Origin of the sequence: Hamadaea sp., assembly GCF_013362815.1 — a bacterium.
Lineage (GTDB): Bacteria > Actinomycetota > Actinomycetes > Mycobacteriales > Micromonosporaceae > Hamadaea.
Genome location: NZ_JABFVK010000102.1, coordinates 15,497 through 37,632, shown reverse-complemented (window position 1 = coordinate 37,632; position 22,136 = coordinate 15,497). Strand labels below are relative to the sequence as shown.

General features: G+C 66.7%; 13 protein-coding genes. 8 read left to right on the top strand and 5 right to left on the bottom strand.

Features of this window, described 5'->3' with window-relative positions:
• Nucleotides 1-254 (bottom strand): hypothetical protein (locus tag HOV77_RS32565; protein WP_290869538.1); only part of this gene is annotated, 254 nt, incomplete at its 3' end.
• A 97-nt stretch (nucleotides 255-351) separates the two neighbouring features.
• Complete coding sequence (locus tag HOV77_RS32560; RefSeq protein ID WP_290869536.1) at nucleotides 352-1,362, bottom strand: LacI family DNA-binding transcriptional regulator; 1,011 nt, start codon at nucleotides 1,360-1,362, stop codon at nucleotides 352-354.
• A 154-nt stretch (nucleotides 1,363-1,516) separates the two neighbouring features.
• Between HOV77_RS32560 and HOV77_RS32555 the strand changes: the two genes are divergently transcribed.
• The 8 genes from HOV77_RS32555 (at nucleotide 1,517) to HOV77_RS32520 (ending at nucleotide 14,031) form a co-directional block, all read left to right on the top strand.
• Nucleotides 1,517-2,782, top strand: a complete 1,266-nt coding sequence (locus tag HOV77_RS32555) for an ABC transporter substrate-binding protein (protein WP_290869533.1) — start codon at nucleotides 1,517-1,519, stop codon at nucleotides 2,780-2,782.
• Nucleotides 2,783-2,853: 71 nt separating this feature from the next.
• Nucleotides 2,854-3,756 (top strand): sugar ABC transporter permease, encoded by a 903-nt coding sequence (locus tag HOV77_RS32550; RefSeq protein WP_290869531.1) that lies wholly within the window; start codon nucleotides 2,854-2,856, stop codon nucleotides 3,754-3,756.
• Nucleotides 3,746-4,624 carry a carbohydrate ABC transporter permease gene (locus HOV77_RS32545; protein ID WP_290869528.1) on the top strand — a complete coding sequence of 293 codons (879 nt, stop codon included), beginning with the start codon at nucleotides 3,746-3,748 and terminating at the stop codon, nucleotides 4,622-4,624. Before HOV77_RS32550 ends, HOV77_RS32545 begins: the two co-directional genes overlap by 11 nt.
• A gap of 32 nt (nucleotides 4,625-4,656) precedes the next feature.
• Nucleotides 4,657-6,186, top strand: a complete 1,530-nt coding sequence (locus HOV77_RS32540; RefSeq protein WP_290869524.1) for an alpha-N-arabinofuranosidase — start codon at nucleotides 4,657-4,659, stop codon at nucleotides 6,184-6,186.
• Nucleotides 6,187-6,217: 31 nt separating this feature from the next.
• Nucleotides 6,218-10,120, top strand: a complete 3,903-nt coding sequence (locus tag HOV77_RS32535) for an alpha-L-arabinofuranosidase C-terminal domain-containing protein (protein WP_290869522.1) — start codon at nucleotides 6,218-6,220, stop codon at nucleotides 10,118-10,120.
• A 90-nt stretch (nucleotides 10,121-10,210) separates the two neighbouring features.
• On the top strand, nucleotides 10,211-11,416 hold the full coding sequence (locus HOV77_RS32530; protein ID WP_290869519.1) for a lanthionine synthetase LanC family protein: 1,206 nt from the start codon (nucleotides 10,211-10,213) through the stop codon (nucleotides 11,414-11,416).
• 351 nt (nucleotides 11,417-11,767) lie between these two features.
• The gene (locus tag HOV77_RS32525; RefSeq protein WP_290869516.1) at nucleotides 11,768-12,856 is read left to right on the top strand and encodes a ThiF family adenylyltransferase; all 1,089 of its coding nucleotides are present in this window, start codon (nucleotides 11,768-11,770) and stop codon (nucleotides 12,854-12,856) included.
• The gene (locus tag HOV77_RS32520; RefSeq protein ID WP_290869514.1) at nucleotides 12,853-14,031 is read left to right on the top strand and encodes a hypothetical protein; all 1,179 of its coding nucleotides are present in this window, start codon (nucleotides 12,853-12,855) and stop codon (nucleotides 14,029-14,031) included. The genes HOV77_RS32525 and HOV77_RS32520 overlap by 4 nt, the downstream gene beginning before the upstream one ends.
• Nucleotides 14,032-14,320: 289 nt before the next feature.
• Here the strand turns inward: HOV77_RS32520 and HOV77_RS32515 are convergent, their stop codons facing one another.
• The 3 genes from HOV77_RS32515 to HOV77_RS32505 form a co-directional block, all read right to left on the bottom strand.
• Nucleotides 14,321-14,602 (bottom strand): hypothetical protein, encoded by a 282-nt coding sequence (locus tag HOV77_RS32515; protein ID WP_290869511.1) that lies wholly within the window; start codon nucleotides 14,600-14,602, stop codon nucleotides 14,321-14,323.
• A 956-nt stretch (nucleotides 14,603-15,558) separates the two neighbouring features.
• Nucleotides 15,559-15,732: a hypothetical protein gene (locus HOV77_RS32510; RefSeq protein ID WP_290869508.1), complete on the bottom strand. Its 174-nt coding sequence runs from the start codon at nucleotides 15,730-15,732 to the stop codon at nucleotides 15,559-15,561.
• 158 nt (nucleotides 15,733-15,890) lie between these two features.
• Entirely contained in the window at nucleotides 15,891-22,097 is a 6,207-nt protein-coding gene (locus tag HOV77_RS32505; protein ID WP_290869505.1) for an RHS repeat-associated core domain-containing protein, read from the bottom strand.
• Nucleotides 22,098-22,136: the final 39 nt, after the last annotated feature.

The window sequence follows — 22,136 nt, the reverse complement described above, 5'->3', positions numbered from 1 at the left end:
GTGCCGCTGATGGCTGCGACGAGGGTGCCGCCTGCGGTGCTGCCGGTGAAGCTGATGTCGGCGGCGTCGAAGCCGGTGACCGCCTCGCTGAAGGTGACCGCGAACGTGATCGGCCCGCTCGCCACCGGATCGGCCTGTGCCGGGCCCTGGTCGATCGTGACGGTGGGCGAGGCCGCGTACGCGGGGGTCGTCAACATCGGGCTCGACGCCAGCACCAGACCGAGCAGGACCGCGGAAGCCACACGAGCGGACATGCGCGCACCCTTCGATGAACCGGCAACCGGTGTGCAAGGTAACACGGCTCGTCTATCTCGCATGGCCGGCCACAGTCCGCGCCGCTGGGCGTACCAGTCAGTGGGCGAAGGAGCGAGTGCTCTCCCGAGTGATCAGCGTGAAGGGCGTGACCACGTCCTGCGGCTGCCCGGCACCGTCCTGAAGCGCCGCGCGGACCAGGCCCACGGCGGCCTCCGCGATCGCGGCCTTGTCGGGCGCGATCGTGGTGAGCCGAGGCGCGCTGTAGTTGCCCTCGTCGACGCCGTCGAAGCCGACCACCGCCACATCCTCCGGTACGCGTAGACCGCGATCCCGGGCAGCGCTGAGCGCACCGACGGCGAGCATGTCGTTGAAGCAGAACACCGCGTCCGGCGGGTCGGCCAGCGAGAGCAGGCGCCGCATGGCGGCCGTGCCTTCGGCCCGGCTGTAGGCGGCGGCGGGCACGATGAGCGCCGGATCGACGGAGAGCCCGGCCGCTTGCAGCGCCGATTGATAGCCGCGCAGCCGGAGGGCGGCGGTCCCGTGCGGGCCGGGCTGGTCGCCGAGGGCGGCGATGCGCCGGTGGCCGAGGTCCAGCAGATGGCGGGTCGCGGCGCTGGCGGCGGCCACGTTGTCGATGGCCACGTGATGCACCGGCGCGCTGAGCGCTCGTTCGCCGAGGAGCACCAGGGGAGTGCCGGGCGCGGCTTCGGCGAGGTCGGTGGGCTGCAGTCCGATCGGGCTGAGGATGATCGCGTCCACCAGGGAACGGTGCGCCGCGTTGATCACGGTCAGCTCCCGTTCGCGTACGCCGCCCGTCTGTTCGATCAGGACGGTCCAGTCGTGTTCGGCGGCAGCGTTCATGACCAGTCCGCACAGCTCGGCGAAGTAGGGGTTGGCCAGCTCCGGCACCGCGAGGGTCAGGAATCCGGTGCGGCCCTTGCGAAGGTTGCGTGCGCCGATGTTCGGCACGTACCCCAGGAGGTCGATCGCCTCCTGTACGCGCCGACGGTTGTCCTCGGTGACGAACGAGTATCCGTTGACCACGTTGGACACCGTCTTGACCGACACGCCCGCACGGGCGGCGACGTCCTTGAGGGTGGCAACCATCGATCAACCTCACTCATGATCGGAAGGAGCGGCGGTCCGGGGAGTTCAAGGTACAACGTTGTAACGATTCTCGCCAAGACCTCTTTACAACGTCGTTCCAACGATGGAACATGTCTGCAATCTCCCCCGAGCTGGGACGGAAGGTCGACCCCCAATGAGATCACCTTTGCGAGCACCTTGGAAGATTGCCGCAGTCCTCACCGCCGGCCTGCTGGCCGTCGCGGGCTGCGGTTCCGGCGGCGACGACGGCTCCGCCGACGGCGTCGTGCAGCTGAGCCTGTGGACCGGGTTCACCGGTCCCGACCGGCCGGCGTACGAGTCGCTGGTCAAGCAGTTCAACGACACGCACCCCAAGATCAAGGTCACCATGGACGTGCAGCCGTGGGACGCCATCGGGCAGAAGCTGCCCGGTGCCTGGGCCACCGGCCAGGGACCCGATCTGGCCACGCCGAACTTCGACCCCGGTGTGCTGTTCACCTACGCCAAGACGAACTCGCTGCTGCCGCTGGACGAGGCGGCCGGTGACGGCGACGGCAAGCTCAACGCGTCGCTGTTCCCGAAGGCGGTGACCACCGCCTTCACGATCGACGGCAAGCTGTACGCCGCCCCGGCCAACATGGCGACGCTGGTCCTCTACTACAACAAGGCGATGCTGACCGAAGCCGGCGTCAGCGAGCCGAAGACGGGCGACGATCTGGTCGCCGCGGCGAAGAAGCTCACCAAGATGAACGGCGGCAAGGTCACGCAGTACGGCATCTCGCTGGCCGATCACGCGACCATCCAGATGTGGCCGATCCTCCAGTGGATGAACGGCGGCGACATCGTCGACGCCAAGGGCTGCGCCACCGTCGCCGAACCGGCGAGCGTCCAGGCCCTCCAGACCTGGGCCGACCTGGTCGCCAAGGACAAGGTCAGCCCGGTCGGGCAGACCGGCGCCGACGCCGACACGCTGTTCTCCGCGAAGAAGGCGGCGATGGAGATCAACGGCCCCTGGGCTGCGGCCGGATTCAAGTCCGCCGGGATCGATCTCGGCATCGCCGCCGTGCCGGTCGGCGCGGGCGGGCCGGTGACCCTCGCCTCGACAGTGCCGCTGGCCATCGGCAAGTCCACCAAGCACAAGGCGCAGGCGCTGGAGTTCCTCGCCTGGTGGACGGGCAAGACGGCGCAGGCCGCGTTCAGCGACGCCTCCGGGTTCCCGCCCGTACGCACCGACGTGACGCCCACCAACCCGATCGTGGCCCCGTTCGCCGCGCAGCTGCCCACCGCGCGGCTCTACCTGCCCGGGCTGCCGACGTCGGCAAAGATCGATACGGATGTCTACGTCCCGCTGATCGGCAAGATCACTCGGGGTGAGCCGGTCGGCCCGGCGGCGCAGTCGGCCGCCGAAGCCATCAACAAGATCACCGGCTGCAAGCCCTGACCCGATCGGGTCCGGCCCACCGGCGTACCCGGTGGGCCGGACCCGCCGACCACTCAGCCCGGAAGGCACGCATGACCACCGCGACCATCCCCCCGGCGACGACGAGACGCCGACAGCGGTTCAACTCGGCGTACTTGTATGTCGCGCCCAGCCTGCTGCTCATCGGAGTGTTCATCGCCGAACCGATCCTGCGGTCGGGCTGGATGAGCCTGCACGATTGGACGGTCGGCGAGGACACCCATGCCTGGGTCGGCCTCGGCAACTACACCGAGCTGTTCGGCGACGAACGGTTCCGCAACGCCCTCGGCGTCACCGGTCTGTACACAGTGGTCGTCACCGCCGGGCAGGTCCTGGGCGGGCTCGCGCTCGCCTTGTGGCTGCGGCGAACAACCTGGCTCACCGCACTCCTGCGGTCGGCGTTCTTCTTCCCGACCGTCGCCTCGTTCGCCGTGGTCGGGGTGGTCTGGAAGTTCCTGCTCGATCCGCAGGTCGGCTTGATCAACGGCTGGCTCGGCGAGGTCGGCGTCACCGGCCCCAGCTGGCTCGCCGACACCGGGCTCGCCCTGCCCACCGTCATGGCCGTCGGCATCTGGAAAGGCGTCGGCTTCTCGATGATCGTGCTGCTGGCGGCGCTGCAAGGCGTACCGGTCCCGCTCATGGAAGCGGCCACATTGGATGGTGCGAATCGCTGGCAACGGCTGCGCGCGGTGACGCTGCCGGAGATCCGGCCGGCACTGCTGTTCACCACGGTCATCTCGACGGTGACCTCCCTGCAGCTGTTCGACCTGGTCTACGTCATGACCGGCGGCGGGCCGCTGTTCCACACCGAATCGATCGTCACCTACCTGTATCAGCGCGGCTTCGTCGAGTTCCGGCTCGGCTACGCCAGCGCCATCGCCTGGGTGCTGTTCCTGCTCATCCTGGCGGTCTCGCTGATCCAGCTGCGCATCGCGAGGAGCGACGATGACCAGTGAGACGCTCGCGCGGGTCGAGGCGCCCGCCTGGCTGCCGGGCACGCTGAAGATCTTCAAGAACATCATCCGGTACGCCTCATGGGGCGTGCTGATTCTGGCGGCTGCGGCCACCGTCCTGCCGTTCGTCTGGATGATCGGGGTCTCCCTGCGTACGCCGGCCGACCTCTACGCCGATCCGGCCCGGCTCTGGCCGGGGGAGTGGAGTGTGGCCGGTTTCCACGCCGTGCTGACTCAGCTGCCGTTCGCCCGGCTGGCCTTCAACACCTTCGTGTTCGCGGGCGGCACGACGATCCTGCTGGTGTTCCTCGACTCCCTTGCGGGGTACGCCCTGGCCCGCTTGAAGTTCCGGGGACGGCAGGCGATCTTCATCGTCATCCTGGCCACCCTGATGGTTCCGTTCCAGGTCACGATCATCCCGGTATTCCTGACCCTGTTCGATCTGGGCTGGCTCAACACGTTCCAGGGCCTGATCATCCCCCGGGCCACCAGTGCGCTCGGCATCTTCATGCTCCGCCAGTTCTTCCGTACGCTGCCCGCCGAGCTCGACGACGCCGCGCACATCGACGGGGCGAACAGCTTCCAGATCTACTGGCGCATCGTTCTGCCCTTGGCGAAGCCGGCTTTGGCGTCGCTGTTCGTCATCCAGTTCATGGCCCTGTGGAACGACTTCCTATGGCCACTGGTCGTCTCCAGCACCCTCGACATGCGGACACTGCCGTCCGCGCTGACCTTGTTCTCCAGCCAGTCCGGCGTGGACCACGCCGCGTTGATGGCCGGGGCCGCGATCTCGCTCGCCCCGCTCGCCGTCGCGTTCCTCGTCGCCCAGCGCTTCTTCGTCCAGGGCATCGCCACCACGGGACTGAAGTGACCGGGACTGAAGTGATGACAACCCGCAATCAGATGGGAAGTACCGCCGTGCTCACCTGCACCGTCACCCTCGATCCCGCCTTCGGCATCGCGCCGGTCGACCCGCGCCTGTTCGGCTCGTTCGTCGAGCACATGGGCCGGTGCGTCTACGGCGGCGTGTTCGAACCCGGTCACGCCGAGGCGGACACCGACGGGCTGCGAGCCGACGTCCTCAAGCTCGTCCGCGAATTGGGCATCACGGTCGCGCGCTATCCCGGCGGCAACTTCGTCTCCGGCTATCGCTGGGAGGACGGCGTCGGCCCGGTCGCCGACCGGCCGCGCCGGTTGGACTTGGCGTGGCGGTCGGTCGAGACGAATGCGTTCGGGCTCAACGAGTTCATGACGTGGGCCCAGCGGGCGGCCGTCGAGCCGATGATGGCGGTGAACCTCGGCACCCGGGGCATTCAGGAAGCCTGCGACCTGCTCGAGTACGCCAACCACCCGGGCGGCACCTACTGGTCGGATCTACGGCGCAGTCACGGTGTCGCCGACCCCTACGGCATCAAACTCTGGTGCCTCGGCAACGAGATGGACGGCCCGTGGCAGGTGGGCCACAAGAGCGCCGACGCGTACGGGGCGTTGGCCGCCGAGACCGCCAAAGCCATGCGGCAGGTCGATCCCAGCATCAAGTTGGTCGCCTGTGGCAGCTCGAACGACCGGATGCCGACCTTCGGCGCGTGGGAGGCGACCGTCCTCGACCACACCTTCGATCACGTCGACTACATCTCACTCCATGCGTACTTCGAGAAGCACGAGGACGACCGCGCCTCGTTCCTCGCTTCGGGACTGGCGATGGACCGGTTCATCGACGGCGTGGTGGCCACCGCCGATCACGTCGCCGCCAAGAAGCGCTCTCGCAAGAAGCTGCAGCTGTCGTTCGACGAGTGGAACATCTGGTACGAGAGCCGGTTCGCCGGTTACACCAACCTCGAGTGGGCGGAAGCTCCCCGGCTGATCGAGGACGAGTACACCGTCGAGGACGCCGTCGTGGTCGGCTCGCTGCTGATGAGCCTGCTGCGGCACGCCGACCGGGTCGGGGTCGCCTGCCTCGCCCAGCTGGTCAACATCATCGCCCCGATCCGGGCCGAGTCCGACCGCCCGGCCTGGCGACAGACGATCTTCCACCCGTTCGCACTGACCGCCCGGTACGCACGCGGCACCGTCCTGCGGGCCGAACCGCGTACGCCGAGCTATGACACCGCCCGTCACGGCGATGTGCCCGTCGCCGACGTCGTCGCGACGCACGATCCCGAAACCGGCCAGCTCACCGTGCTGGCCCTCAACCGCAGCGAGACCGAGCCGGTGAACCTCACCGCGCAGCTACGGGCGCTTCCGGGCCTGCGCGTCGTCGAACACGTCGTGCTCGGCGGCGACTCCGCCGAACTGCTGCACACCAACAACGCCGAGGACCCCGACCGGGTCCAGCCGCGTACGAGCACCGAACACACGCTGACCGACGGCGAGCTCACCGCCGCGCTCCCGCCCGTCTCCTGGACCATGCTGCGCCTCGCCCCCACCGCCTGACCGTCAGGCGTACCCCAGCGAAGGAGTCGCAATGAACCGTCCCCTTCTGCGCATCCTCTCCGTCATCGGCCTCGTCGCCGCGGTCGCGGCCGTTCCCCAGCCCGCGGCCGCAGTCGGAGCCAATGTCATCTCCGTCGACGCGAGCGCTCCGGTCGGCGTCGTCCAGCCCGGCGTCACCGGCCAGATGATGGAATGGGCGTCCGACGACATGAACGGCGCGTGGGCCGAACGCGTCACCGACCGCTCGTTCGAGCGGGACCAGGTGACCGCGGAGCGGTCCACCCTCTACGACGGCTTCGGCGGGTCCGCTTTGGACAGATCGAAGTGGACGCCGATGAGCCTCGACACCGCGCCGGCCGGCACCGTCACCGTGTCCGGCGGCTCGGTCGCGGTCACCGGCTCGACCGGGGGCCGGTTCGGCATCATGAGCAACCCGATCCCGGACAACCGGTACGCCACCTGGAGCGTCGAGACGAAGATCGTCTCCTACACCGGGACCAACGCCATCCTCGACATCTACGGCGGAGCCGGAGCCGGCGACTTCACCCACTTCGCCGAGTTCGCCATCGAAGGCGGCGTCCTCAAGGTCTTCGCCGACGGCCAGCCCGCCTGGACCGGAGGAGCCGCCACGACGCCTGCCACCCTGCGAGTCGACGTCTCCGGGCTCGGCGGGAGCGCGCGTACGCTCAACTTCTACTACAACGGCACGCTTGTGCGGACGATGACCGGCTTCACCGGGTTGCCCGGCGGCTATCGAGCCTTCCTCTACGGGTGGTCCGGGACGGTCACCGCCGACTACCTCACGATGACACCGGACGGCACCTACGACGGATTCGACGGCAGCACCCTCTCGCCGCGCTGGACCACCACCCGGCTCGAGGGCGCGACCAACGGATCGGTGGCGGTCGGCAGCGGCGCGCTGACCATCACCGGCGGCGCGAACTCCCGGTACGGCGTGCTGTCGGACTACATCCGCAACAGCTCGACCGACTGGACCACGATCGACGCCCGGCTCACCGGCATCGCCGGCACCAACGGCCTGCTCAACATCTACGGCGGTGCCGGGGCGAACGACTTCACGAAGTTCATGGAGTTCGGGATCGACGGCGGTGTCGCCAAGGTCTTCACCAGCGACGGCACCGGCAACTTCACCGGCTCGGCCGTCAGCCTGCCCGCCACCTTGTCCGTCCAGGTCAGCCCGTACTGGTCGAACGGGCGGCTGTTCCGCTTCTTCGTGAACGGCACTCGGGTCCACGAGCTGTGGACGCGCTTCGACGTGCCCGCGCCCGACTTCCGGCTGTTCCTCTACGGCTGGGGCACCTCGACGACCACCTGGGACTCGATCGGCGTACGCCAAGTGCACATGAACGACCGCTGGGACAACCACTTCGAGGGTGGACCCGGGATCAGCGGCGCGTGGACGAACTCCACGCTGGCCGGCGGCTGGGGCACGTCGAGCATGTCCAACAGCCAGATGGTGATCAACGGCGCGGCCAACAGCCGATACGGGATCATGTCGCAGCCGGTCTCCGAAGGCGACGTCTACGACTACACGGTCGAGGCCAAGCTGGACTCGATGACCGGCACCAACGGGTTGCTCAACATCTACGGCGGCAGCGGCCGCGGCGACTTCACCAAGTACATCGAGTTCGGCGTGGAAGCGGGCACCCTGCGGGTCTTCGGCGACGGAGTCACTCCGTGGACCGGTCCGGCCGTCAGCCTCCCGGTCGTCCTGCGAGTCGAGGTCGGCAAGTGGACCGGCGGCTCGCGTACGGTGAACTTCTTCGCCAACGGGCGGCTCGCGTACAGCATCACGACGACAGCGGTGCCGAACGGGGACTACTCGGCCTTCCTCTACGGCTGGGGCACCTCGGTCACCAAGTGGGACTACCTCACCTGGTGGCGTACCGACGGCTGGGCCGAAGACGGGTACGCCGATCAGGCCGTCTACAGCCAGGACCGAGCCGGCTTCAACGGCACGTACGCCCAGCGTATCGACGTCACGCAGCACACCACCGGCCGCAAGGGCATCAGCCAGGGCGCCATCGCCGTGACCGGCGGTCGTGCGTATCAGATCAGTGCCTATCTGAAGCAGACGGCCTTGAGCAGCCCGGTGACCGTGACCCTGGGACCGGATGTGGGGGACAGCGCGAGTTATCCCGCGTACGCGACCACGACGTTTTCTTCAGTGACCGGCGCGTGGACGAAGTTCACCGCGACCGTGACCCCCACGACCACCGACCCGTACGCCAAGCTGTTCCTCGGCACGGCCGGGACAGGTACATTGTGGATAGACATGGTGAGTGTCATGCCGCTGAACGCGGCGGAGGTGACGCTCGGCGGCTGGCGCAAGGACTTCGTCGACGCCTTGACCGCGTTGAAGCCCGGCGCGATCCGCTGGCCCGGCGGCATCATCGCCGACAGCTACACCTTCACCGACGGCATCGGTCCTCGGGACAGCCGTCCGCCGATGCATTACAACCAATGGGATGCGCTGTGGCTGACGAACGATGTCGGCACGGACGAGATCCTGGCGTTGGGTGAGGCGCTCGGCATCCCGGTGTATCTCAACGTGAACTGGGGCCGTGGCACTCCAACGCTGGCGGCCAACTGGGTCGAGTACGCCAATGGCAGCACGGCAACGACCTATGGTGCGCAGCGGGCCGCCAACGGCCGCAGCACCCCGTGGAACGTACGCACCTGGGAGATCGGCAACGAGGTGTGGGGTTCCTGGACGCCGGGCTGGACGACCGCAGCGAACTACGCGGCCAGTTACAACACCTACCGCGATGCCATGGCGGCCAAGGATTCCACGATCGCGTTCATCGCCGAAGGCGGCGACGGAACCAACAACGATCAGACCTGGAACACGACAGTGCTCGGCACCTCAGGCAGCCGGACGGACCACCTGTCGGTGCATTACTACAGCCCGCAACCGTTGCCGGCGAACTACGACAACCTCACCGTCTACCAGGCGTCGGTCGGCGCGCCGGCGGTCATCGGCGACCGCATGGCCACCGCGACCGACACCCTGCTGGCCAGCGGCGGCGGACGGGACATCAAACTCGCCGTCACCGAACACAACGCGATGTATTTCAATGAAGAGCACCGCCGAACCCGTACGCTCGAAGGCGCGCTCCAAGAAGCCGGGCTGCTGAACCTCTTCATGCGCCGCTCGGACGCCAACGAACTCAACGGCGCATCCGCTCTCGTCAACTTCTGGGACGGCTCCGCGATCCGGCTGGCCAACCGCGGCACCTTCGTCACGCCGGGCTACCTCGCGCAGCAACTCGCCGCCACGCAACACGGGCCGCTGCTGCTCAGCACCACCCTCACCGGCCCGACCTACAACACGCCGGCGCTCGGCAACCTGCCCGCTCGCAGCGGCGTACCGATGCTCGACATCACCACGACCCGCTCGGCCGACGGCACCAAGCTCTACCTCTCGGTGATCAACCGCGATCCCTCGGCTGCGCAGACCTCGACCGTCAACCTCACCGGCGCAGGCACGATCGCCTCCACCGCGAGCGTCGCCACCGTCGACTCGGCCGGCTACCTCGATCAGAACACCTGGCAGTCGCCGACTCAAATCCAGACCGCCACCAGCACCATCACCGGTGTCGGGTCCACTTTCGACTACACCTTCCCGGCCCATTCCTACACCGTCATCACCGTCACCACCGGTGCCGCGGCCATCACCGGCCCGTCGATCATCGGCCGGGTCACGACCACCACCGGCACGCCGATCGCCGGAGCCACGGTCGACGCAGGCGGCGGGCTCACCGCGACGACCAACGCCGCGGGCTACTACCGCATCACAGCGCCCGTGGGCACCTACACGCTCACGGTGTCCAAGGCCGGTTTCACCACGAAGGTACGCACAGCGGTGGAAGCGTCGTCCGTCGGTGCGTCGCCCCTCCCGATCCGGTTGTAATACGGCTGCGTGATCCACAGCCCGATCCGTGTCATTTCGCCTCCCGACTTTGACACGGATCGGGCTGTGGATGGCGTACGTTCTGGGGTCATGGACGGGGAGTACGCCGCGCGCCGCGCATTCGATTGGATTCGGGCCCAGGCCACCGATGCGGACGGCGGAAAGGCCTGGTGCGAGGGGAACGAGCCGGTCGACTACCTCTACAAGGGCACTGCGGGCGTACTGCTCGCTGCGGCTGAGGCGACCCTGGCGGGGCTCGACGTCGGCGACATCGCGGACGCGGCCCGGGGGCGGCTCGTTCATCTCGCCCATCACGGCCGGATGAGCAACGACGGACTGTTCACCGGCTGGGCCGGCGTCGCCTCGGCTTTGCAGGCGTGGGCGGGTGTTTCCGGTGATGCGGCCAGCCACGCGGCGGCCGCTCACGTTCGGGCTCAGATCGCCGGGCGGATCCTGAACGACGAGCCGGACCCGCAGCGGTACACCGACATCATTTTCGGCGATGCGGGCACGCTGCTGACCCTGCTGGAATCGGCGGACGAGGCTGTGACGGTGGCGGCGAACGTCTTGGCCGACCGGCTGGCGGCGTCGGCTGAGTCCACTGCGGACGGACTGCAATGGCGGGCCGTCGCGGGTCGGGAGCGGCTGACACCGAACTTCTCCCACGGCACCGCCGGCGTGGCGTACGCGTTGGGCATGGCCGGCCGGGCGAGCGATCGTCCGGAACTGATCGACGCGGCGGTAGCCGGTGCCCGGACGATCGTGAAGCTGGGTGACCACGAGACCGGATGGGCTGTTCCGGTGGTGATCCCGCCGCAGCCGGAACGGCAGCGCGTGGCGTTCGGCTGGTGCCACGGACCGACCGGCACGATCCGGCTGTTTCTGCTGCTCAACGAGATCGCGCCGCACCCACAATGGCAGTACGCCATCGACGCGTGTCTCCAGGCGATCGAGGATAGTCGACTTCCTGAGCGGCTCTACCCGGGTTATTGGGACAACGTGGCCCGCTGTTGCGGCACCGCCAGCGTGGGCCAGCTGTTGCTGAATCGCCACGAGGCGACCGGCGACGAGAAGTATCTGACCTGGTGCGATCGGCTAGCCGCCGACGTGCTCGACCGCGCGCTGACCACGCCGGACGGGGTGACCTGGTCGAACTTCGAGCACACCGCGACACCGCCCGACCTGCCGCCGGAGCCCGGATTCATGCAGGGATCGGTCGGCGTCGCCAGCTGGCTCGCACGCCTCGCCGCCGCCCACCAGGGCCGCATCGTGCCACCCCTCGTCCCCTGGGTCTGACCCCCACCCGACCTCCGCGTTGATCATGAACCTATGGTCCCGCCAGTCCGGCGTGTCGCGCACCCACCTTCATGATCAACGCCCGGTGTGACCAAACGGTGATCGGGCTGTGAACCCGGTCGCCGACTCTCGGTCCGGGCCGACAGATCGGCCCCTCGACGGACCGAGGAGGTGCATCCCGCATGACGATCACCATCGTGAAGGCCGAGCGCATCGAGCCGACCTACATCCACTATCGCGACGACCAGCTCGCGTAGCGGTCGTGGGTGACCCGGTGCCAGCCGGGTCACCCACCGCACCCATGCCGCAGCCACGCAGGCACCGGGAAGACCTCGGCGAAAGGACGCGCAGGTGGAACGGCCCCGATTGAAGTCGATCATCGTGCAACGCGCCGGATCGCAGGTGATCATCTGCCGGCGGGCGCTGGAACGTGTGTATCTCGACGACCCGACCGGTTCGGTCGCGACCTTGCTGCAGGTCCTGGCCGAGGGCAGGCATACGGTCGGGGAGCTGCCCGGTGCGTTGTCGGAGCGCGGCGTCTCGGTGAGCGACGCCGAGGTCTCAGCCGCGCTGGCTCACCTCGACGGCCTGGAGGTCTTGGCGGACGCCGACGGCGACGACCGGCTCGACGAGGACGTCCGCCGACGCCACCAGAGCAACCTGCGGTTCTACGACCTCTTCGCGAGCCTGCAGCGCAGCAGCGCCGACATCCACACCGCCGTGGCCCGCGCCCGGGTGCTGTTGGTGGGCGCGGGCGGGTTGGGCAGCGGCGTACTGCAGGCTCTGGCCGGGTTGGGTGTCGGGGAGATCGTCCTCGTCGACGACGACATCGTCGAGGTCAAGAACCTCGCCCGCCAGTTCGTCTACGGGCTGTCGGCGTTGGGCCGGCCCAAGGTGCTGGCGGCGTCGGACTGGGTGGCGGGCTACTCGCCGGGGACGCGCGTGACGCCGGTCAACCGCCGCGTCACCGACGTGCAGTCCATTCAGGACCTTGCGACCGGCTGTGACGTCGTCGTCTGCGCCGCCGACTCGCCACCCGATCTGCATCTGATGATCAACGAGGTCTGCTTCGCCGTGGGCATACCGTTCGTCGCGGGCGGGCTCGCGTACTCGACATTGTCTTACTGGTCGGTGTGGCCGGGGCGTACGCCGTGCCGTCAGTGCCTGGAGTTGAACCGCGCGGACGAGGCCGCCGAGCTGCCGGTCGAACTGCGGGACGGCGTCTTCATCGATCCGCCCCGCGTCAACCGGGCGACCGGTCCGGTCGCGCAGATCCTCTCGGGGCTCATGGCGATGGAGGCCATGCGATACGTCACGCATACCGATCCGCCCGTCGCCGCGGCTGCGTACAACGTGATCGAACTGGCCGACGGCATGACCACCTCCCGGTCGTCCTGGTCTCGTCATCCGAAGTGCCTGCTGTGCGACGGTGCCGGATGACCACCCTGGACGACCGGCAGGCGGCCCGGTTCACCGGTGTCAGCATCGTTCGCGACGGCGACGGATACGTGCTCGGCAACGCGCGCACCGGCGAGTACGTGATCGTGCCGGAGATCGGCGGCCAGGTCATGCGATGGCTGCAGGAGGGCACCGACGTCGAGGAGTGCACGGCCCGAGCCGAGCAGTTCGCCGGTCAACCGGTGGACGTCGCAGGCTTCCTCGATGGGCTGGCCGCGGCAGGAGTCCTGACCTCTGCCGATGTCTCGGAACCCAAGCCCGCTCGCTGGCAGGTGATCGCCGGCCGCCTCCTGTTCGGCAAGGTCGGACTCACCGTGCAGTCGTCCCTCGCGATCACTGCCGTCGTCGCGATGGTGATCACGCCGTCGCTGCGGCTCGCGTACACGGATCTGATCGTGAGCTCCGTGCCTCTCGTGAGCCTGGTCGCCGTGACGTTCCTGGGGTTGGCGTCGGGTCTGGTGCACGAGGTGGCACATCTTCTCGCGGCTGCGGCCAAAGGCGTCCGCGGCCGGGTGACCATCAGCCGCCGGTTGCTGAATCTCGCGTACCAGACGGATTTGACGACGCTGTGGGGCCTGCCTCGCCGGGACAGAATTGTGCCGCTGCTCGCGGGGATGCTGTCGGACGCTGCGACGGTCGGCGTCCTCGCGGTGGTGCAGTTGTCGTGGCCGTCGGACCCCTCGTCGCCGATCGCCCATCTGCTGAAAGCGCTGTTGTTCCTCAAGGCCACCGGGATCGTCGTCCAGCTTCAGGTCTACATGCGTACCGACGTCTATGCCTTGTTCGTGGCCGTGACCGGCTGCCGGAACCTGTGGGACACCAAGGGCGCGCTGGCCCGGCGCGCGATCCGCCGCGCAACCCCGGAAGACCTGGCGCTGCTGTCGTCCGTCGGCCGCCGCGACCTCGTTTGCGCGCGGATCTACCTACTGCTGTACTTCCCGGGCGTGACCTGGACGGTCTGGTACTTCGCGGCGTACGGCGTGCCCTCGATGTACCGGATCGCCACGATGGCCGTCGACGCTGTACGCGACGCCGGGGTGCTCAGTGCTCCGGGAGTTGCCGGCGTGGCGGCTCTTGTTTTGATGGCCGCGACGACGACGTTCCTGCTACGCGGCCTCGTACGCACAGGGCTCCGGCTGCTCCGCCTGCTCACATGATCACGTGCGCGATCTGCTCTGACGGACCGCACCATCCATGCAGATCACGATTACGCATGCCTCCCGAGCCTCCGGAAGCATGCGTAACCGTGATCTGCATCAGGGCCCTCCATAGGCTCCTGTGTCTGACGACCACTTGTTCCGGGCTTCAATCAATCCGTGGTACGCCTGATCCGCCTTCCGGTCGGTTCGACAAGGGAGGCCGTATCCGCCAACCTCGTTCAATGTGACCGTCTCGTCTGCCTTGCCACGAGCGCCAGGTGCGCCTGATTGACATACTGGCATCCGATCAGGCGACTGCCTGGATGGTCGATATGGCGGTGAGCATCAGAACCAAGCCAGCCAAAGCAAAGGCGAAGTAGGCCTGAGCCACAGCGAACCATGGATGTCTCAGGCTGAACCCGACAGCGCTGACGCCGAGGATGCCTTCGTTTCGTGGATTACTCCGCCGTTCTTCCGGGCTCATCTGCCGGATCTTCTTTGCCCACTGCAGGAACGCGACGCCAATGCTTATGAAGAAGGCCGACGCGAGAACTCCGAGTATCGCGCCGGCCAGCGGGCTGCTGAACACGGCCGGGTGCCCGTCTCCGAGAAGCCGAGCAATGGTCGGTGATGAGCCAATAATCATCTCTCCGGGTTATCCGTTCGCCGTCGATGCAGCGCCAAGGCGGTCAGTTGCAGGATCAGGGGAGACAGGATCATCCCGCCGCACAGCGCCCGGTTGACCTCTGTCAAGAAGACAAGACCGATGCCACCGATTACGAACGGCACTAGTGCTATCCAATTCAACGTCGCCGCCACCGTGTACCTGCTTTGACGGTGGATCACGCGACAAATCCTCTCACTGACTGAGCAACGGCATAACGAAGGCTGCCAAGAATCCTAATCCAAGGAAAATTCCGATGATCGCAAAAATTACTGGAGCAATGCTCTCTGCTGACTCCCGAACGGCAGCAGGGAGGATCCCAATGGACCTATTTCTCATCCAGGACCGGACTCCGTCTGGATTGCGAATCGACACGAATGCTACGACAAACATGATGGCCGATGCAATGAGTGGTATCGGATTCATTAGCACCTCATCCTCGGCACATATCTTGAGCTCGCAGCCAGTCGCCGATATGTGTTCATGCTCCCTCAGACTGTTACCGTCGGCAACATCCAGGTCACGGTCATGCGTTCCTCGCTACGTAAGTTTGCAACCGTAACCGTGTCTGCGTTACCTTCCGCGCCATCCAATAGCCGCGGTATCAGACGACCACTTGTTCCAACCTTCGATCAATCCGTCGTACGCCCGATCTGCCTTCCGATTAGTTCGATGAAAGAGGCCATAGCCGCCAACCTCGTTCAATGCAACGATCTCGTCTGCCTTTGCCGGACCGCCGACGGACAATCGTGGGCGCAGATACAGTCAACGCTACCGGTGGCCCTGGTGGGCGTATATCGACGACCTGGCTCCACGAAATGCGAGTCGTTCTACTAAGGCCGCGAATACGACGGACTTCTACCGTCAGTGTTGGTCCCCCGCTATTTGACAAGTAGCTCCGCCAATGGAATCCCGATCAAGATCATGATGCCGAAACAAATGATGACGATCCCCTGGACGGTTGCCATATAGGGCTTCTTCATGCTGAGACCGACGCCTGAAAAGCCCATGAATCCTTCGTTGTAGGGATGATTAGCCCGCTCCTCAGGCGTCATAGACTCAATGGATCTTCTGAGTCGCAGAAACCATATCCCCAAGGCGATCGACGCGCCGCCGGCTAGTACTGCAAGCACGATAGAGCCAACCGGGCCGGAGACTAGCGAATCGCCACCTGACGCTAATGTCGATGCCGACATGACGGCAGTTGATATCATCACCAAAGACTCCAATTCGTGTGCCAGAGAGAGACGCCGCCGCCACCGCCGTAAGCGGCACTGAGTCGCCAGCCCATTTGAGCCTCAAGGCCATGGTAGACGCCGCCCTCGGAGCGCGGGCCTCCTAGGTAGCACAGCCCAACGCCGGGTGTGACACATGTCCCGTAACTTCCAGTTCCCATCTCCGATGGCGTTGCGCTGGTGAATCCGACGCCTCCGGCCGGGCCGGGTGACCCCAGCATGGTTAGATTCAGATCGACGCGGCCGTGGCTCATCACGCCCTGTAGGCAGAAAATTGCGCAGACTGAGCCCTCGACAAAGGCATGGTCCTTGAATTGACCCCAGTCGTCGAGCCAGCACAGGTCATTCCCGAAGGTGCAATTCCATCCGAGTTTGTCCTGGGCGATCAGAGACCAGGTCGGGGTCGTCAAGAAGTCGGTCCAGCTGTGGTGAGTTTGCTTAGCGGCCGCGTTCTGCGCGGCGATCTGCTGCTGCCTCGCTTGGGTGGCGTGGAGCGCGGCGAGGTAATCACGATGGTTCTTCCGTGCGTAATAGAGCTGCTCGTCCTCGTCTTGCTGTTGCTGAGTCTTGCGACCGCCACCTGCCTTGCCGCCGCTTGGCTTCAGATACGAGTTGCTGGCGGCGGTGGTGTCGTTGTTGTTGCCGTACGCGTCGCAGTCTGCGAAGTCGCAGTCACGCAGTCCGCTCGGGTCCGATGCGGTGACCGGCGTGTTGTGCGAGTACGCGTACCCGTTGATCTGCTGAGGATCGTTGGGGTCGCTGATCGGGTCGTCGCTGATGAAGCGGCCGATGGCCGGGTCGTACTCGCGGGCGCCGAGATGTGTCAGACCTGTGTTGTCGTTGGTGCCGCCGACGAATCCCTTGTCGTTGGCCCAGGCTGCGTTGGTTCCGCGGACCGTGCCGTAGGGGGTCTGGCGGCGCTGGACCGACGCCTGGGTCGAGACGTTGACGGTGATCTGCTGACTGTTCTGGCGGTCGGTGATCACCCACGTCAGTCCCGCGTTCGTCCGCTGGGCGATCAGGGTTCCGGTGTGGCTGTAGTAACGGATGCCGGTGACGGTTCCAGCGGTGGTGCGGCGGACCTCCTGCCCGTCGAGGTAGAGGGTCGTGCCTGCCGGGTCCTTGCGCAGCAGTCGGTTGCCGTCGGCGTCGTACACGTAGCTGGTTGCCCCGGCGGCGTCGGTACTGGTCGCGAGGTGGCCTTCGGCATCCCAGGTGAGTGTCTGGTCGCCGCCGCCGGTCGCCGGGCGCTTGGTGGTGTTGCCCGCCGGGTCGTAGGAGTACGCCGCGGTCTTCGTGCCTGCGGAGTCGGTGGTGGACGTGCCGAGCAGCGTGTGGGGCTGGGACGCTCCTGCGGTCGGGTACGTGTAGGTCGTCGTCGCCGCACCGTTGGCGCCCGTGTGGTCGACCTGCGTCGCGCGGTTGCCCGTGGCGTCGAACGTCCAGGTCAGCCAGTACGGTGCCGGACCGCCGAGGACGCTCGCCGACGACGCGGTGGCGCAGTTGCCGTCAGCCGGAGTCCAGGCATCGTTGAGCCGACGCAGGTAGTCGTAGCTGAAGCATTGGTAGTCGTCGGGACCACTGCTGGCGACATCGCGAATCTTGGTCATGTTGCCGGTCGCGTCATAGGTGTAGAACGCGTCGGTCAGGTTGGTCGGACTCGTTTCGCGGATCGAGTGGCTCTCGATCAGGCGACGCGTACCGGTCTCGTAGTAGAGGCCGGTCTGGACGACCTTTCCGGTTCCGTTGCGGCGGCTGATGAGGGTCGGCTCGCCGTAGCGAGTGTAGGTGGTGCCGTTGACGTAGGTGGTGGCACCGATGGACGTCTGCAACTGCGCGGCGGCGCCCTGATCGTTGTACGTCGTCGTCAGGGTTTCGGCGGCGATGCCGCCGGCCAGCGGCGTACGCGTCGTCGCCGGGCTGCCGTCTACGCGGTAGGTGTACGTGTAGGCGTACGTGCCGGTGATGCCGCTGGGCTCGGACGACGGAATCGAGATCGTCTTGCCCGTGGGCTGGCTGTTGACGTTGTAGCCGTTGACAGTGGTCTTGTACTCGTTCGTTCCGACCCATCGCGACGATGAGGCGAGCTGGCCCTTGCCGCCGGTCGCGGTGTCGTAGGTCCATTCCGCACGCTTGCTCGTGCTCGTAGGACTGTCGTCGCGCAGGCTGGTCTTGCGGCCCAGGACATCGTAGGTGTAGGCGACCACTTCACCGTTGGCGTCCTTGACCGTCTCGACTCGATCGCCGTCGTCGTAGGTCGTGGTCGTCGTGCCCTTGTCCGGGTCGGTTGCGCTTGTCTGGCGACCGAGCAGGTCGTAACCGAAGTCCCAGTGATTCCCAGCCTGGTCGGTGACCTTGGTGAGCTGGTTCTTACGGTTGTAGGTGTAGGCCGTCTCGTCGTACGCGCCGGTCGGCGCCGGACCGTGGTACTGCCGCAGCGCGGCCGTGTTGCCCCGCGCATCGGTGATCGTCGTGGTAGCGGTGCCGCCCGCCGGAGGGGTCACGTTCGTCCGGTCGCCCTCGTACGTGGTCGTGGTACGCCATTGCTCGGTTCCGGCCTTGGAGTAGATGGACGCGATGGTGCGTCCGGCCGGGTCGTACTTGGTGATGTTGATCGTGTCGATGAGGGCGTCGGTCAGCCCGTTGCCGACGAGCGTGCCCGACGGAGCACCGTCGGCAGCCTGGGGACCCCAGGTCTTCGCGACTCGGCCGGCGGTGTCGTAGAACGTGTCGGTGATGATTCGGCCGCCGGTGGTGTATCCCTCCGGCTTCTGCTCCTGTCGCGTACGCAGCATCGAGTCGAGCAACGAGTAGGTGGTCAGAGTGCCACCGTTCGGAGTCAGTTTCGTCGTGGCGACGACAGACGGTGCGGTGTTCGAGACGGTGTAGGTGAACGCCGAGTTCGCGATGTCGGTGCCCTTGACCCGGCCTGGCAGCCAGACACCGGTCAGCCGCCCGAGCGGGTCGTACGCCTGGTCGGTCTTGTTCCCATTCGCATCGGTCGTTGAGGTCGGCGACCCGTACGCGGGGTCCAGATCGGTGGTGATCGGGTGCCCCGCAGCGTTGGTCGTAACCGTCTTGGTCAGAGGCCCACCGGTAGTGGGTGTGTACGCGGTGGAGCTGTGGTTGCCGAAGACGTCCCAGGTGTCGATCACCCGCCCTTGGGCGTCGTACGCCGACTTGGTGTCGGTGATGAACGCTTTGACCCCGGCGTTGTAGGACTTCAGCCGCTCGGTGAGCGTGGCGGCGCCTTGGCTCGGGGCGACGCCGTACGCGTGGTTGTCGTAGCTGGTCCGGGTGTCGGAGACGATGTCGTTCTCGGTCAGGGTCGCCGGGTCGCTTGTCTGGCCACAGCGCAAGGCAAACGTCTGCTGCTCCTGGGGAGCGTCGACGATCCAGGCGGTGGTGTTACGCGGTTCGAACGTCGTCTTCTCGCAGGTCTCGTCGCCGGTGACGGCCACGTCGCCCTCGTCGTCGACCTGCGTGACCATGCCGTAGCCGTCGTAGCTGGTGTGAGTCCGGGTGGTCCGCTCGCCGCCGGCGGCAAGCGTGGTTCGAGCGACCGTGTCGCTGATCCCGCTCAGGTACGCGGAGCTGCTGACGCCGTTCACCGTCCGGGTGGCCGTCGCCGACGACTTCCAGGGGGTGTTGATCGTCCCGTCGACTTCAGCGGTGCCGCCGGTGTTGGCGTAGGTGATCTCTTCGTGGGTCATGCCCGCGAACACGTCGTCGTCGACGACACTGCCACCCTTCGAGTCGCTGACGGAGACTGCGCGCGTTCCCGACGACAGGTGGTCGCCGTTCATGCCGCGGAAGTACCGGGTCTCGCTCATGCTCTGCTCGCCGGGCTCGCCGACCAGGGTCCGGACCCGCTCGTAACCGCGATAGTCGGACCACGTGAGGTACTTGGCTTTCGTGAGCCCGTCGTTGTCCGTGTAGTGCCACGCGGGCGTGCCGAGGTACTGGTAGCGCTTGATCGTGTACGCCGCGTACGTGTCGGTGTCACCGGTGGTGTCGGTGACGGTGACCGTGTCGACTAGGTATTTGTGGAACCAGTCGAGCACCGGGTTGGTCTGCCCGGTCGGCGTCCAATAGCCGGGGAAGCATCGGTAGGTGTTCGTCTCAGGCGAAGCCGGGATCCGGGAACCCGCCACGCAATCAGCACCGGTGTAGCTGACGGTGGTCAGCGCACCGGTCTCGGACTGGATCTGCTGCACGCGAGACCAGTTCATCGCCGGGCGGTTGTCGGTGCCGTCCACCCGGTTGGGCAGCTGAATGGGAGTGATCACGATGTCGGGAACGGTGGCGGTTCCGTTTCGCAGACCGCTGTGCGAGATGCGCGACAGGAACAGGCCCGCTCGCGTGGTGTCTCCCGGATCGGGGAACGAGTGGGTGAACGTCCATGACTCGACGTCCTTGAACCCCGCCGCCGCGGAGTCCCAGACCTGTGTCTTGACGCCGGTCAGCCGACGTTTCGTGTAGAAGCTCGGCGTCGTGATCGAGCAGGAGCTGCCGGTGCAGTCCAAGTCGGTCGGCGTGTCCGGCCAGTGCGTGGCGTCGAACGTGGCGCATCCCGACAGGCAACGGTCACCGTCGGTGAGCAGCACCTTCGCCGCCGGAGTGCCGAACGGGTTGGACGAGCGCAGGCCGTACTCGATGCGCTGCAGGAACCCGCCGCGGACGTAGTCGGCCGTGTCGCTCGCCGTGTTGTTCTTGCCGTATTTGTTGGCCTCGGTGGCGTACCAGTAGGTCATCGCGTTGCCGAAGGTGTCGACGACGTAGTCGAGGTTCCAACGCCATGCCTGCGTGCAGGACGACGAGGCGAAGCTGCTCGCGTTGCAGGGCTCGTCGGTGTTGTTGCCGAAGACCGGCACGGTCCAGGCCGAGTTGGTCACGCCCTTACCGGAACTCCAGCCCGGCAGCTGGTGCGCGCCGAACCAGTACTGAGTTCCGTCGGTCGTCGTGACGACCCAGTATTCGCCGTTGTCGTCGCCGTTGGCCGCGCCCGTCTTGCGTTCGACCCGGGTCCCGTCGTCTTGGCGCAGATGCCAGCGACCCTCGGACGACTTGTAGATCAGCTCACCGGAGTGGCCCGGCAGGTTGAGGAAGGCGTTGTCGGTTCCCCAACACAGATCACCGGTCTTGGTGCTGTTGTTCGCGGTACCGCCCATGTCGTCGCCGCACGACTTGTATTTGCGCTCGACGAAGCCACCCGCGGACAGGTCGAAGCCTTCGCCGATCCACGACGGCTGGTTGTTCGAGGCGGCAGTACGCCCGTCCACGCTCTGCGAGGAGTAGGTCAGCGCGAGCTGCGGACTCGGGCCGCCCGCGGCCGGCGGCGTACGCATCGGATAGTTCCAGGTGAACGCGCCCGAGGAGCCACCCGCCGTCCACGTCGACGAGTCCGTCAGGGAGGTCGCCGAGTAGTCGCCGCTCGCGCCGTCGGTTCCGGCGGTCAGCGCCAGGAGCATCGTCGAGGTGGCGGCCACCCCGGCAGTCGACTCCTGCGGCGTGACGTCGGCAGACACGGTGCGCGTGGTGGTGTCGTTCACGCTGGACAGCGGCGTGCCCTGACATTCGGCCGCCGTCGGCGTGCTCAGCGCGCATTCCGGCAGGTTCACCAGGCGCAGTCGGTTGGCCCAATCGCCGCCGACTGCGTACTGGAAGGACGAGTAGTCGACGCTGATACGCAGACGCTCCGCCTTCGCCGGGGCGTCGACCGTCATTCGCATCGTCACGGGACGATGGGTTCGCCCGACGGCGGACAGGTCCAGGATCTCGACCTGGGCAGCGGTCGCCGCCGACGTCGCGTCATCGGCATGCCGCAGCGTGATCGGCAGGCTACCGGCCTGAGCTGCGGCGGGGCGTCCGTCTTTGCCGCGCGATCCGGCCGCGGGCAACTCGACGTGGGCAGTTCCCGCGGACGGCCACTTCGGAGTCTTGGCCGGATCGGCGGTCACCCGGGCGACCTTGTCCGAGGCACGCTTGGCGACCGCCGGGACATCCTCGGTTTGAATCTGCCGGTCGACCTGCGGCTTCAGCGGAACGAACGCCGCCGCGGCCGCTTGTTGCGGCACGAGGACAGCAGCGATGAGAGTCGCAGTCACACCGGCCGACAGGCCGGGCAGCAGTACACGTCGCGTCCTGCGCAGGGCGCGTCGAACCGCGGAGGCGTTGGTGCTCACGATGCTCCAGAAGAGGGGTTGAAGAATGAACTCAGACGA